The 14,756-nt window shown below is 52.0% G+C and carries 10 protein-coding genes; 6 read left to right on the top strand and 4 right to left on the bottom strand.

Annotation, left to right across the window (positions count from 1 at the left end; all coding sequences use genetic code 11):
* The first annotated feature begins 23 nt into the window (after positions 1 to 23).
* Both gabT and gabP read left to right on the top strand, forming a co-directional pair.
* Complete coding sequence (gabT, locus tag VH86_RS13540) at positions 24 to 1,286, top strand: 4-aminobutyrate--2-oxoglutarate transaminase (protein ID WP_045833171.1); 1,263 nt, start codon at positions 24 to 26, stop codon at positions 1,284 to 1,286.
* Between the two features lie 96 nt (positions 1,287 to 1,382).
* Positions 1,383 to 2,777 carry a GABA permease gene (gene gabP / locus VH86_RS13535; protein WP_045833170.1) on the top strand — a complete coding sequence of 465 codons (1,395 nt, stop codon included), beginning with the start codon at positions 1,383 to 1,385 and terminating at the stop codon, positions 2,775 to 2,777.
* A gap of 35 nt (positions 2,778 to 2,812) precedes the next feature.
* Here gabP and VH86_RS13530 read toward each other — a convergent pair whose 3' ends face one another.
* Positions 2,813 to 3,139, bottom strand: a complete 327-nt coding sequence (locus VH86_RS13530) for a hypothetical protein (protein ID WP_045833169.1) — start codon at positions 3,137 to 3,139, stop codon at positions 2,813 to 2,815.
* A 137-nt stretch (positions 3,140 to 3,276) separates the two neighbouring features.
* On the opposite strand from VH86_RS13530, the gene VH86_RS13525 reads away from it, so the two are divergent.
* Positions 3,277 to 4,614 carry a glycoside hydrolase family 10 protein gene (locus VH86_RS13525; protein WP_045833168.1) on the top strand — a complete coding sequence of 446 codons (1,338 nt, stop codon included), beginning with the start codon at positions 3,277 to 3,279 and terminating at the stop codon, positions 4,612 to 4,614.
* Between the two features lie 93 nt (positions 4,615 to 4,707).
* Here VH86_RS13525 and VH86_RS13520 read toward each other — a convergent pair whose 3' ends face one another.
* The 3 genes from VH86_RS13520 to VH86_RS13510 all read right to left on the bottom strand — a co-directional run bounded on the left by VH86_RS13520 (position 4,708) and on the right by VH86_RS13510 (position 10,132).
* On the bottom strand, positions 4,708 to 6,564 hold the full coding sequence (locus VH86_RS13520; protein WP_045833167.1) for a hypothetical protein: 1,857 nt from the start codon (positions 6,562 to 6,564) through the stop codon (positions 4,708 to 4,710).
* 342 nt (positions 6,565 to 6,906) lie between these two features.
* On the bottom strand, positions 6,907 to 8,877 hold the full coding sequence (locus VH86_RS13515; RefSeq protein WP_052696613.1) for an autotransporter domain-containing esterase: 1,971 nt from the start codon (positions 8,875 to 8,877) through the stop codon (positions 6,907 to 6,909).
* Positions 8,878 to 9,235: 358 nt separating this feature from the next.
* Positions 9,236 to 10,132: a LysR family transcriptional regulator gene (locus VH86_RS13510; protein ID WP_045833165.1), complete on the bottom strand. Its 897-nt coding sequence runs from the start codon at positions 10,130 to 10,132 to the stop codon at positions 9,236 to 9,238.
* A 113-nt stretch (positions 10,133 to 10,245) separates the two neighbouring features.
* Between VH86_RS13510 and VH86_RS13505 the strand changes: the two genes are divergently transcribed.
* The 3 genes from VH86_RS13505 (at position 10,246) to VH86_RS13495 (ending at position 14,653) form a co-directional block, all read left to right on the top strand.
* A complete protein-coding gene (locus VH86_RS13505; protein WP_045833164.1) occupies positions 10,246 to 11,544 on the top strand; it encodes a serine hydrolase in 1,299 nt (432 codons plus the stop codon).
* Between the two features lie 264 nt (positions 11,545 to 11,808).
* Positions 11,809 to 13,122 carry an MFS transporter gene (locus VH86_RS13500; RefSeq protein WP_045833187.1) on the top strand — a complete coding sequence of 438 codons (1,314 nt, stop codon included), beginning with the start codon at positions 11,809 to 11,811 and terminating at the stop codon, positions 13,120 to 13,122.
* Between the two features lie 244 nt (positions 13,123 to 13,366).
* Positions 13,367 to 14,653: a PAS domain-containing methyl-accepting chemotaxis protein gene (locus tag VH86_RS13495; protein ID WP_045833163.1), complete on the top strand. Its 1,287-nt coding sequence runs from the start codon at positions 13,367 to 13,369 to the stop codon at positions 14,651 to 14,653.
* Positions 14,654 to 14,756 lie beyond the last annotated feature (103 nt).

Genomic DNA, 14,756 nt, shown 5'->3' with positions numbered 1-14,756 from the left:
ACGCTTATCGCTAAGGAAAGGTTATGGAAGGTAAAAACAGCCAGCTGCAACAACGCAAAGATGACGCACTCCCACGTGGCACCAGTAATCTTTGCCAGTGGTATGTCGATCAGGCAGAGAATGCCACGTTGCGTGACGTCGAAGGCAATAGCTGGATTGATTTCGCCGGGGGTATTGCGGTGCTCAACACCGGCCACCGTCATCCGCGCATTGTGAAAGCCATCGCGCAACAGTTAGAAAAATTCACCCATACCGCGTTTCAGGTGACGCCTTACGAGAGCTATGTCGGCCTGGCAGAGCGCATCAACAGCGTGGTGCCCATCGCCGGTAAAGCCAAAACCGCCTTTTTCTCAACCGGTGCTGAAGCGGTAGAGAATGCCGTTAAAGTTGCGCGCGCCGCCACACGCCGTCACGGCATTATCACTTTCGGTAACGCGTTCCATGGCCGTACCTTTATGACGATGGCGATGACCGGCAAAGTGGCTCCCTATAAGCGCGACTTTGGCCCAATGCCCGCCTCCGTGTGGCACGCTCGCTATCCCAACAGCGTGACCGGCATTAGCGTTGATGATGCGATGGCAAGCCTGCAGGACATTTTCACTCAGGACATTGCGCCGCAAGACGTGGCGGCCATTGTGCTGGAACCGGTGCAAGGTGAAGGCGGCTTCCACATTGCCCCTGCTGAATTCCTGGTTCGCCTGCGCCAGCTGGCTGATCAACACGGCATTCTGCTGATTGCCGACGAAGTGCAAACCGGCTTTGGTCGTACGGGCAAGCTGTTTGCCATGGACCATTACGCCGTCAAACCTGACCTGATCACCATGGCGAAAAGCCTGGCGGGCGGCATGCCGCTGTCTGCGGTGAGTGGTCGCGCAGAGATCATGGATGCGCCAGGTCCTGGTGGTCTGGGTGGCACTTACGCCGGAAACCCGCTGGCCATTGCCGCCGCGCATGCGGTGCTGGATATTATTGCCGAGGAACAACTGTGTGACCGCTCAGTGAAGCTGGGTGCAAAACTGGTCGAATTCCTCAATGAGGTACGTCGTCACTGCTCCGCGATCACCGATATTCGTGCATTGGGTTCAATGGTCGCGGTGGAATTTGCCGAGGCGCAGACCGCTCAGGCCATCCAGCAACACGCCATGGCGCGCGGTTTACTGTTGTTGACCTGTGGTCCACAAGGCAACGTGATTCGCTTCCTCTATCCGCTCACTATTCCGGATGCGCAATTCAGCCAGGCGCTGGAGATTCTCAGCAACGTGCTGAGCGCACATCAGGATTCATAGGCCCTCAGCTTATCCAGCCCGCGTGCGGGCTGGCTATTCACCTGCTGCAGCCAGGCTGTGCGACGTTACAGCCCGAGAGACAATCTGGAGAAAACAATGAGTTCACAGAATGCCGATGCGCTCGCGCAAGGCTTAAAGCCGCGTCATGTCCGCATGTTATCCATTGCCGGGGTGATTGGTGCCGGTCTGTTTGTCGGTTCCGGTCACGCCATCGCTGAAGCGGGGCCCGCCGTGTTACTGGCCTACATCGCAGCCGGTGCGCTAGTGGTGCTGATTATGCGCATGTTAGCGGAAATGGCCGTTGCCTCACCGGACTCCGGCTCTTTCTCCACCTATGCAGATAAATCACTGGGGCGCTGGGCTGGATTCACCATTGGCTGGCTCTACTGGTGGTTTTGGGTGTTGGTCATTCCGCTTGAGGCCAATGCTGCTGGCACAATATTGCACAGTTGGTTCCCGCAGATTGCCGTGTGGGAATATACTCTGGCGATCACCACGTTCCTGACGGTCAGCAACCTGTTCAGCGTAAAAAATTACGGTGAGTTCGAATTCTGGTTTGCTTTGTTGAAAGTGGTCGCCATTGTCGCCTTCCTGATTGTCGGCAGTCTGGCTATCTTTGGCCTGATGCCGGGTAGCAGCACACAAGGCATTTCTCACCTCTATGACACGCACGGCTTTATGCCAAACGGTATCGGTGCCGTACTGGCCGCCATACTGACCACCATGTTCTCCTTTATGGGAACGGAAATCGTCACCATCGCGGCAGCGGAATCACGTGAACCGAAAAAGCAGATTACGCAGGCCACCAACTCCGTCATCTGGCGTATTGCGTTGTTTTACCTGCTGTCGATATTCATCGTGATTGCACTGGTGCCGTGGAATACCCCATCGCTGATGAAAGCCGGTTCGTATCAAACGGCAATGGAGATGATGAATATTCCTTACGCACGTCAAATCGTCGATGTGGTGGTGTTGATCGCGGTGTGCAGCTGTCTTAACTCTGCGCTCTATACGGCTTCTCGCATGCTGTATTCGCTTTCCCGTCGTCAGGATGCCCCTGCCGCAGCATCAAAAACCACACGCAGCGGTACCCCCTGGGTTGCAGTCATCGCCTCAACTGCCGCTGCATTTCTCGCGGTGATTGCCAATTATCTGGCACCCGCAGCGGTATTTGAGTTCCTGCTGGCCAGTTCAGGGGCTATTGCGTTGCTGGTTTATCTGGTGATAGCGGCTTCGCATCTGGTGTTGCGCAAAAAGCGCGAGGCGCGGGGTGAGACCTTAAGTTATCGCATGTGGCTGTTCCCAGGCTTAACCTGGGCGACCATGGTGTTTATCGTGGGTGTACTGATCTCAATGTTGTTTATGCCGGCGCATCGCTCAGAAATCATCGCCACCGGTTTACTCACCTTATCTGTGTTGATCACCAGCCGCATCGTGCATCGTAAACGCGCTTTGCGCGAGCGCAAGGCGTTAGTGGCAGTGCGTTCATAACGCCAGAGATTTCCGGGCAAGGATGCCCGGAAGTCTTACTCATATTGCACATCGATACTGATCGACTCTTCCGGCACGTTAATCACCACAACGCATTTATTCCACACCGGCTTGCCGTCGGTCATATCGTGCTCAACGAAGTAGTGTTGGAAATCTTTCAATGCTCCAGTTAAATCGCCAATCGCCTGTGCATCCGGTTCAAACCAGTCTGGCTCGCCGTTTTCATCCAGATAATCGAACTGGTATTCACCGCCCTCGTCATCGGCAAACAGTTCAGCTTTTACGATTAATTCGCGCGCACCTTGCGGTCCACAGCTGAAAACAATCATCGCGATGCGGCGGTAAAGGTCTTCATATGTCATGGCAGTGTATTCCTGTTTTTAGTGAGATCCGTGGGCAGCGTTGGTCCTGAATGGCATAACAACGTTACCGAGGGCTCTTATTGACTTTAAAGCTGATGAGAAGAGAATGAGGCTCTTCGAACAGTAAATTGAAAAAAATGGAGTTTATCATAGCCTGTTCCGCGCGTTTTCCCCGTATGACTCCCGTGAAAAAAATGGCCACGCTATTGGCTGCACTGCTTTTAGCCAGCTGCAGTTCCGAGCCGCCTAAATCACTGGTCACCCCATTCCCGACAGTGACGCCGAAACCGCATCCTGTTCAGCCCACTGTCAGCGCAGAACCGGTGCGTGGTGTGTGGCTCACCACGGTGTCGCGTCTTGACTGGCCCCCCATAGCCTCAGTGAATGCCAGCCCGGCAAATCGCATCACCCAGCAACAAAAGGCGCTGACCGATAAGCTGGATAAACTCAAAAGTCTCGGCATTAATACCGTCTTTTTCCAGGTGAAACCGGACGGCACGGCGCTGTGGCGTTCTAAAATTTTGCCCTGGTCAGATATGATGACCGGAAAAATTGGGGAAGATCCCGGTTACGATCCGCTACAGTTTATGCTGGATGAAGCGCACAAACGCGGTATCAAAGTGCATGCGTGGTTTAACCCTTATCGCGTTTCCACCAACGTGAAACCCTCAACGGTGGCAGAACTCAACAGCACACTCTCCCTGCATCCAGCCAGCGTTTTTGTGCTCCATCGAGACTGGATTCGCACCGCCGGTGACCGCTTTGTGTTAGATCCGGGTATTCCCGATGCCAGTGACTGGATCACCAGCATCGTGGCGGAGGTCGTTGCGCATTACGATATTGATGGCGTGCAGTTTGATGACTATTTCTACGCGGAATCGCCCGGCTCAACGCTGAATGACAGCGCGACATTTCGCCAGTATGGTCAGGGTTATGCCTCAAAAGCGGACTGGCGACGCCACAATACTCAACAGCTGATTGAGCAAGTGTCTCGCACCATTAAACAGCTAAAACCGCATGTCGAATTTGGTGTCAGCCCTGCCGGCGTTTGGCGCAACCTGTCACACGATCCTGCGGGATCAGACACGCGCGGCGCGGCGGCTTACGATGAAGCCTACGCGGATACCCGTAAATGGGTGCAGATGGGCCTGCTGGATTACATCGCGCCGCAGATTTACTGGCCATTTTCGCGCCAGGCTGCACGTTACGATGTGCTCGCTAACTGGTGGGCCAACGTGGTGAAACCCACGCATACCAAGCTCTATATCGGTGTGGCGCTGTATAAAGTCGGCGAAACCTCCAAAATGGAACCAGACTGGACCATTAATGGCGGTGTACCGGAACTGAAAAAACAGCTCGACCTCAATGACTCCGTACCACAAATTAACGGCACTATTCTGTTCCGCGAAAACTACCTCAATCAACCGCAAACACAGCAGGCGGTAAATTATTTACGCAGCCGTTGGGGAAGTTGATATTAGCGCAACTCACTTCCGACTATTTCGGTATATCTCATCCAACATGCTTTGATGAAAAATACGCCAGCAACGGACGTTGCTGGCTTCTCTTCAGATATACGGCTCTGTTGCACTATTTAAAGGAATACTCCATTCGTTGCCATTCACCCGGACTTTCAAATAACGCCGGGTACGCCATTTTCCCGGTTCGTACTCTTCAGGCTGACCAGTGATAACCGTTCCATTTAACAGCAACTCCTGGTCGTTGTTGTAGCCGATCCCCACCTTTTCATTGCCAATCCAGTGCTGTTCGAAAGCCACCACAGGGGCTGCATCGAACTTTTTCGCATCGGCTTCAGAGCAGGCGGTATAGCTTTTACGGAAGATAAAACATAATCCCGCCTTGTACCGATCCTTGCCGTTCGTTTCCACCTGCGCGGTGGCAAAACCGGTGAATTGCGCCAATTTAACGTAAAGCTTAGTGCGAGTGGCACCACCTTCAATGTGCACTTTGGTCACCGGGCATGAGCCTTCGCCAAACCAGCTGCCAATGGTATTGGCACTGTTGCGCGCCTGAAGGTAAATATTGGCCACCCCTTCCGGGGTTCGTCCCGAGTGCTGAGTTTGCGTGGCGCTTTGCGATAATATTTGCGATGTGCCCACCACACGTACGTGAATCTGCGTGCCTTCATCGGAGAAATTAAATTCGCCAATATAAAACCATTTCTCTTTATCAGTGCGGTTATCCATGTGGTGTTGAGAGGTAATGTAATCGTAGTTTAACGATCCCTGAATGATGGCCCCCCAATCCGATATTTCCATCAGCCCGCGATCACCTTCCGCCAGCAGTGACCAGGGTTCAATACCTGTGGTGCTGTAATCAAACCCGGCGCTTCGATTATGAATACTTTTTTGAATGATCAACGCGCGACAATAACCTAATTTTAGCGGGTTAGTCGTCGATTCAATCGCCAGTCCCTCAATCACCCACTGTCCATTGGTTAAATCTCCGGCAAATTCTGAATGTTCAATCCAGCCGTTACGAATAAAAGATTGGGTGCAGCGCGGTAAATCCAAAACTGGCTTTAGGGTATTTTCTTGCAAATTGAAGTTGGATAATTCAATGGCCGTACTGTGGTCCCAGGCACCTGCTTCACGGTCAGACCAGCGCGCATACACAATGCTGTCCTGACACCCTCTGGAATAAAACTGATCAATCTTACAATCCAGCGTATCAATAAGATCCAACGCTCGCCCGCCCAGATAGCGAAACTCCATACTGCTCACGCGTAGAAACTGCCCGCCGGTAATAATGTTGGCGTAAAAACCGACTTTATTGAATGCGGTACCGCCGTCTCCGCCGCTATTAGAGCTCATGCCTTTCACCACAATCCCCGATATCTCGGCATAGCGCGCATTCACTTTAAAAAAATGAAGTCCTCTGGGCTGGGTATCCCAGTTAAATACCAACGTAGTCGTCGGGAAGTAACCGAAATTGACGTTGGCACCCGAGACTTTAAAACGGTTAATTTCTGTTTTTGAGATGTCAAAAGTGGACATGCTAAACACCCCAGCCGTAAAGCGGATGCCGGCTGCGGGCAGCACGCGCTGCGACCAGGTATACATGCGTTTTACGGCTGCAATACAATCGGTCTTGCCATCGGCAATCGCACCAAAATCCAGCACAGTGACCGTGCTGTAATCCTGTATGACACGCTTCCAGCGCTTTTTGCCGGCAGTGATAAAAACAATTCCGCCATCATCTTCACTGGTGCTATCAGTGGCGTCATAAACAAACACCCCCCCGCCCATTTTGCTGCCTTTGGTGTACTCCAGCACCGAAGCGATTTCCCCGGCGGATGTAGGTTCAGTAGCCCGTAATTCATCAATGGTTTTTAACTGCACAACGGTACCGGTTGAGGCGTTGACGGCATTTTGCGGTGAGGTGTTATTGGACGTATTTACCATGGTGGACCCCTTAAATATTAAGAGAAAATAACTGCTCCCATGGAGTATAAGTAGCTGATAGTTAATATGTTGATGTGGACCAGCTTAATCAGAGGAATTCAGTAGCCGCCAATAACAGATGACGAATCAAGATGATGATTGATGGAACAAAGCGCAGCGGCAACGCCGAATTTTACAGAATAATCGCAGTCCATTTATGGCTTGAGTCGGTAGCAAAAACATCATCTCCTGGGGCATATTCTGCGTGATACCTTAAGCCACTTACTGATTAATTCGCTTATTAGTGCAGCATCAGTAAAGAAACCCTTGCGCCAGCAAAGGCTTTCTTGCTGGCGCAGCTGATCAAAACGTCGCGTTAACCCCCAGATTCCAGGTGACCTGATGGTAATCGCTGTTACTGGCTACGGTTGAAACACCCGCAAACGCATTGAAGGTGTCACCTAACGGCACGTTAGCCCCGACTGCCAAATCCAGCCAGTTTTTATCTCCCGCTTCCACCGTGCGTTCAAACGAGGTTTGGGTGGATTTCAAACCCGCGCGTACGGTGGCATCCGTGTCACCAAACTGATGGTTATAGCTCACCTGCGCCCAGGGATTGATCACCCACTCCCGGCTATCAATACGCCAGCCGACTGAACCGATCTGCGAATGAAGCGTTTGATCAGAGAAGCGCATAGAGGTACTGCTATTGCCATTTTCCTGATAGCCACCCACGCGACCATAATCCAGCGCATAGCTGGCAACCGGGCCCGTGGTGATATGTGCTCCCAGAGGTAAATCCCAGCCGGTTTGTACCCGCATGCCCATTAATTTACCGCTGCTGCTGCCTTGTTCAGTCCGAGTGGCTGGGCCGATGTTGATGTTGCGCTCAATACTATCGAAATCGAGATCGGCATAGTGGAGATCGGCGTTGATCCATCCTTGATCGAACAAAGTAAGCTGACTGTAGAGTGCCACCAGATTACCGCGCAGCTTATAGTCATAGTTTGAGGAAGGATTCATGCGCTGATTGCTGTTTGAGAACAGCAAACCGGTTTGCCAGTTATCGGTCAGCTGATAGCCGATACCCAACGTGAGATTAGTTGTGTTTGCATCACCGTTGCTCCAGGCATCACCTTGATAATCGACGTGTTGCCCTGCGTAACCGCCAAACACCGTGAACTGACCCGCGCTGGCCGGTTGCTGTCGCTGCTGTTGCAAATGCCCATCCAGCGTATTGTGCATGTCTTGCGCCATCAGCGTCGTGGATTGCGACAGAGCCGCCACCTGCGCCGGGGCATCGAGGATAGACTGAATATAATCCGCCAGCATGGCGTGGACTGCCGGACTGGGATGCAGGCGATCGGCAAACAGATAATCTTGTGCGGTGCTAAAACCGGCATCAGAAGAGTGGCATTCATCTGCTGAGGTGCCTACCGGACAGGCAATACCGATGGTGTTGGTCAAACCATAACGTCCCGGGTTGGCGACCACCTCGCTAAACAGTCCAGCGATATCCACCCGGACGATATTGCCCTTCAACGCGGCCAGCTGCGCTTCTTCCTGCTGGTTGTATCCATCAGAGAGTGCAGTGACCTGAGTGCTGAGCGTTTGCCAGGCGTCGTAAAGCTGCTGAGCCAGCGCATCACGCACTGCGGGGATGCCCGAAATTTGTCCGGCGGCGACGGTGAAGGCATCCTTCACCGCCTGTTGACGGGCGGCAACATCCGGTGTGGCCGCGCTATCGAGCGACTGAAAAGCCGCGACCATGGCTGATGTTCCAAACGTTCGCAACACGAGTTGCACCATGTAGGGCGTCAGCCCCAATTGCGGAACGTTCGGCACGATAACCGCACCGGCCCCCGCATCCAGTAGTGTTTTGACCTGAGAAGCCGCAGAAATTGCACTGTTGCTGATGGTTTCACGTGCGGTCAGCGGATTGGTGACGGCGGCGGCAATGTCGTTCGCGCCGACCCAGTGAATATACAAGCCGTTGCTGTCAGCGCGTCCTCCCGTAGATTGCAGATAAGCCGCCAACTGATCCTGCGTATTCAAATCAGGATCCAGTGCAGGTACCGCCACAGCACCACCTTGTGCATAGTTGCTGCCACCCAACGTTGAAGGCTGCAGATTTTCGCCCAGGTGCGCAGCCAAAATTTCATCGTAGAGCGGATGCTGCGCGCCGTCGGCGGTAAAACGCCCAATATTGCCACCGTCGCTCAGGCTATCGCCAAAGACGGTTAAGCTGTCCCACGCCTTAGCGTAGGGTGTTGCCATCAAAGTACTTAAGGTCGCTATCGCGACAAGGGAGAGTGCGGATTGACGTTTTATCATCATCTACTCCGTGATGAGCCAGACAGAAAAAGTCTGGCGATTCAAAGGTCTGTCTTGCGCAATAACATCGCAGCTACGCAAGCCAGCAAGGTCGCATCAAAGATGCAAAAGAAGCTAAAGAGATAACAAGGACGTTTAAGGTGTAGACAATCAGGGAAGGTATTACCAGTTTGTACACATAAGATGGGGGGCATTTTTAAGAATTTAACTTCGTTCACAACAACGCACACCTCTCATGAAGGAGTGTCTGATCCAGAGTTATGGGTTTGCCGGGCAAGGATGCGACATCCGCAAAATTTGCGTCACATATCTGGATAGGGAATCAGTAAATGATTGATGGTAAACAACAACGTGAAAATTATTCGGTATGCTGCTGCAGCCACAGCTGTTGCAGATGAAGCAGCACATCATTGACGACTTGATGCTTTCTCGCTCCCGGCGCCCACAGTGCAACCAGGGTGATATGAAGTCCCTGATGGCCCACCTCGGTGGGAAGAATTTGCACCTGATGCCATTTCTGCGCCTGAAAATGAGTGGGTAAAAAACCCCAACCTTGCCCCTGCTCCATCAGGGATTGCAGCATGGCTCGCTCGTTGACAAACAGTGACTGCCCCGAAATTTGCAGACGGTGCGTGATTTGTTCATCGGCATGCGCATGCATCACCAGTTGCGGTTCTAGCGCGAGGTTCAGCAATGTCAGAGGTGAAGCTTGATGGCTAAACAATGCACTCGCCGCATAGAAGTTCAGTTCAATGGCACCTAACGCACTCCACTCCATTTCATTACCCAGTGTGCGATTTACCGCCTGACAAATCGCCAGATCGGCCTTGCCCGATTTTAAGGCGTCCTCAGCTTCGAAACGCGAAGCGCACCAAAGACTTAACCGCACCTGCGCTCTGCTGCACTCACGTATCAATGCCTGTAAAAATGGCTGCGGAACAAAAGGGTCATACGCCAGGGTGATTTGTTGCGTGCGCGGCTCAGGCAAGGCCCGGGCGAAGGCTTCAAATGCATGAGCCTGACGCACCAGTAAATGTGCCTGACGATGTAATTGCTCACCACGGGAAGTCAGCACCAATTTGCGCCCCTCACGCTCAAACAATGCGTAGCCCAGAGCATCTTCCAGGTAATCGATAAGATCGCGCACCGTGGTGCGATCTTTCCCCAGTTTTTCTGCCGCACGGGAGACGGTGCCGCATTCCGCTATCGCGGCGAAGGCTTCAATTTGCGAAAAAGAGTAGTGCAGCGCGTTCATAGACAATCCTTTAACCATTTTTCCGGGGGAATTTCCCCCATGGGATGATTTTAACCCCGGCACACAGATTTCTATACTCGCCGCACTGTTTACTGTACGACGAAGGCACTTTTATGCAACGACACAACGTTTTTAAACCCCTGCTGTTTTCTCTCTCATTGGCGGTAAGTAGCTATGCCACTGCCGCGACACAGTGCGACGGTGTCGCGCTCACGCCCTGTCCTGCACCCTTTGATCATCAGTTACCTGACCCCCACCAGATGCTGAACTGGAGTCAAAAAGATCGTGTTGTCGGTTTCCGGAATGATTACCGAAATTATGCAGGAGATGTGTTTCATCATGGGCAGGCAAAGCCCCTGGCGCTTGCCAGCAACGCGTTGATCGATGCGCAGTATCAGGCCAATGGCCACAGCTATCACCTCGCTGATTACTTAAAACGTGAAAATGTCGCGGGCATGCTGGTGCTGAAAAACGGCAAAGTCGCCTACAAATACTTTGCCGAAGGTAATACGGACACCACACTGTGGACCTCGCGTTCGGTGGGTAAATCGGTGGTGTCGACGCTGGTGGGCATTGCCATTAAGCAGGGAAAAATTCATTCACTGGATGACAACATTACCGTGTATGAACCCGAACTGAGGGGAACCGCCTGGGATGGCGTAACCCTTAAACAACTCATCCAGCACACTTCCGGCGTGGCATGGAATGAGGATTACACCAACCCGAAATCTGACTTTGCGCAGTTGACTCAGTGCGAAGCACAAGCTGGCACCTATGCCTGTGTGCGTAATATCGTCACTCATTTGAAGCGCGCGCATCCTGCGGGTGAACAGTGGTCCTATTCTTCCGGAGGCGCATGGTTATTAGGGGATGTGCTGGAACGGGCAACAGGCATGTCTCTGGCTGCTTATCTGCAGCAAACCGTATGGCAACCCAATGGCATGGCCAGTGATGGCGTCTGGCATGCTTACCAATCAGGCCAGCATGATGTGGGTGCACACGGTTTCAACGCCACGCTGGAAGATTGGGGTCGCTTTGGTGAATTTATCCTAAACGAAGGCCGCCTGCCCAATGGCAAGCAGATCCTGCCTGACAATTGGGTGAATGACGCATCAACCTGGACTCAGGCGCAACACTCTGTCAGTGCGGCTCATCCGGAGGGTATTTACGGCTATCAATGGTGGAATAATGCTATCCCAGCCAATGCACAAAATGTCGTGCCCACTGCGGCAGAGGGGTTGAAACATTCGCTATGGGCTCTGGGCATTTATGGTCAAATCATTATGGTTAACCGGGCAGAAAACCTGGTGATCGTGCAGTGGTCAACCTGGCCTCAGGCTGAGCCTTCATTCAGCGCACAGCCACTCGAAGCAGCGCTGATGTATAGCGCGATTGCGCAACAGTTGCATTAACCTGTTTTTATTCGCGCCATACATGGGTGTGGCGCGGAAAAAACCTGTTGGTCGGAGTTAACCTTTCCTCTCATTTTGTGATCTATATTGTAGTACAATCCATTTTCACTGTACTACAATGATTTCGACATCATTATTTAATTCTGCGCCAGTTTTTATTCATACCAACAATAAAAATAATCATTCCATCTTATTTACCTGCATGCCTGGCGGGCAGTATGGCTGCTGCCTGAAAAAGGCTAAACCGATGACGAGGTCGTTATGATGAGCAACGATTTATATACCTCTACCCTTAAACAATTGAACAGTAAAATTATCCCTTTTATCGTTATCTGTTATTTCGTTGCCAATCTCGATAAGACCAATATCTCTATCGCGGCACTTCAGATGAATGCCGATCTCGGTCTCACCACCAGCATGTATGGCCTGGGCGTCGGGATGTTTTATATCTCTTATATTCTTTTCGAAATTCCCAGCAATGTGATCATGACCAAAGTGGGCGCGCGTCGCTGGATAGCGCGCATTATGATCACCTGGGGCATCGTCAGCACCGGCATGGCACTGGTGCACACCGCCAATCAACTCTATGTGATGCGTTTTTTATTAGGTATGGCCGAGGCGGGTTTTGCACCTGGTATTATTTATTACATTGCATGCTGGTTTCCCAAAAGCAATCGCGCTCGTGCCATGTCGTTTTTCTACATGGGTTCGGTCAGCGCATCCATTATTGGTTTGCCGGTCTCGGGTGCGATATTAAACATGCATGGAATCGCAGATATTGCGGGTTGGCGTTGGTTGTTTGCTTTGGAAGGCATTCCCGCGCTGATTCTCGGTTGCCTGGTGTTATGGCGCCTGCCCGACTCGCCTGAGCAGGCTCCGTGGTTAAACTCGCAACAAAAATCCTGGCTGCGTGACCGTCTGCAGCAAGACAATGCTGACGTGGCGATCGGAAAGAATCATTCCTGGTTAAGTGCGCTGAAAGATAAAACGGTACTGCTGCTAAGCCTGGTGTGGTTTCTGCAGGCATTTGGATCCATTGGCATCACCCTGTTTATGCCGCTGATTATCAAAAGCATGGCGGCAGAACAGAGCGATTTCGTTATCAGCCTGCTCTCGGCGGTACCTTTCATCATGGCGTGCTTATTCATGTATCTGAACGGCCGTCATTCCGACAGAACACGCGAGCGCAGTTGGCATTTAGGCTTGCCATTGATTCTTTCTGGGCTGGCATTGGCCACAGCGATCTTTACGACAAATCTTTGGGTGGCCTATCTGCTGCTGGTACTGACTGTGGGTTTCAACTTTGCGCTGACGCCGATTTTCTGGGCGGTCACGACCGAAAAACTCGCGGGCGTGGCGGCCGCCGCCTCTATCGCCTTTATCAATACGGTCGCCAACTTTGTCGGTTTGGGATTGCCACCCGTATTGGGAAAACTCAAGGATATGACCCATAGCTATCATTCAGGTTTACTGGTGGTGGCGCTGGCCCTGATCGCGGGGGGTGTGATTGGCATTATCGTCTCGCGACCACCAAATGATCGGTTGAAAACCCTTGCTTATCCGCAGTCTGGCAAGTGAAACGCTTTTTCATGCATTCTAGTTAAATGTTCTGGAAACCGCGCCGATGATTAAGCTACCTTTATCAAAGCGGACCGTAACCGGTCCGTTTACCACAACATCAGGCAACTAAAACTCAATACACCCAGCCTGCGTACGCGCAGAGAAGCACATCGCAAGAGAAGTGTTCAGCTGAGGAAATTCAGCGGAGCGGCAAAAGCTGCACGCATTATGTTTAATGACATAATATCGCCTGAGGTCACACATGTTTGGGGTGAAGAAATCCAGCCTTTCTCTGCCATTTTATAAAAGTGGCGATGTACTCAAAGATATCAATGCAATCAAACAACATGTGGCATGGATTGAGTTTTCGCCCAGCGGTGAAATCCTCAGCGCCAACCCGCAATTTCTTGAGGTAACCGGCTACAACCTGCATGAAATTCAGGGACAACATCATCGCATTTTCTGCAGTCCGGCTTACAGCCAGTCATCGGAGTACTTTGCTTTTTGGCAGACGCTGGCCTCAGGTGAATCCGTCACCGGCATCTTTGAGCGCTTTAATAAACAACGCCAACGTTTCTACCTGAGCGCAACGTACTTCCCGGTGAGCGATGACAAGGGCAAAGTCTATAAGGTGATTAAAGTCGCCAGTGATATTACTGCCCGCCATGAAGAACTCGAGCATAAAGAGGCGGTGATCACCGCACTCGACCGCTCCATGGCCGTCATTGAATTCACCCCCGATGGGCATATTCTGACAGCCAACGCGAACTTCCTGACACACATGGGTTACGAGCTGAAAACGATTGTCGGTCAGCATCATCGCTTGTTCTGTTTCGATAACTTTTATCGTGAGAATCCCGAGTTCTGGCGAAAAATCGCTAAGGGACAACACTTTGTCGGGCGCTTTGAGCGGAAGACCGCCGCAGGCGAACGTATCTGGCTGGAGGCGAGCTACAATCCGGTGTTTGATGCCGACGGCAAAGTGTACAAGGTGATCAAAATTGCTTCCGATATCACCACGCGGGTTGAAGCGGCAAAACGGGTCGCTGATATTGCCCTCACCACCTCAGAACAAACTTCGCAAATAACCGATAACGCCAACGAAGTGCTGGATGAAACCATCCGCAACTCCGGTCTGGTGGCCGTGCAGGTCAATGCCGCAACCGATATTGGCACACAGTTAAATGCCTCGGCCAAAAGCATCAACGAAGTGGTGGAAACCATCAATCTGATTGCCTCACAAACCAATATCCTGGCGTTAAATGCCGCGATTGAAGCCGCGCGCGCAGGTGAAGCGGGGCGTGGATTTAGTGTGGTAGCGGATGAAGTGCGGCGTCTGGCGGCGTCCACCTCCAGCGCAACTAAAAAGATTACTCAGGTCGTGGAGCACAACGCCATGCTGATTCATCAGATGGAGCAGCAGTTAAGCGAAGTGAAACAGTTCGTGGTGACTGAGCAAGATAAAATCAGCGTGCTATCGCGCAGCCTGCGTGAAATAAACAGTGGTGTGCATGAATTTGTGAATGTCATTCATCGACTGGATGTTTAGGTGTTCACCCATTAGCGATGACCAGGCGGCCTGAAGGCCGCCTTTCACTTTTAACCGCGCATGGCATCACCGATGCCGCGATCGATCAGTATCTGTCAGGCTT

This window comes from Pantoea sp. BL1, from assembly GCF_000963985.1.
Classification (GTDB): Bacteria; Pseudomonadota; Gammaproteobacteria; order Enterobacterales; family Enterobacteriaceae; genus Pantoea; species Pantoea rwandensis_B.
Note: the sequence above shows the minus strand (reverse complement) of the source record. Positions and strands in the feature narration are given on the sequence as shown.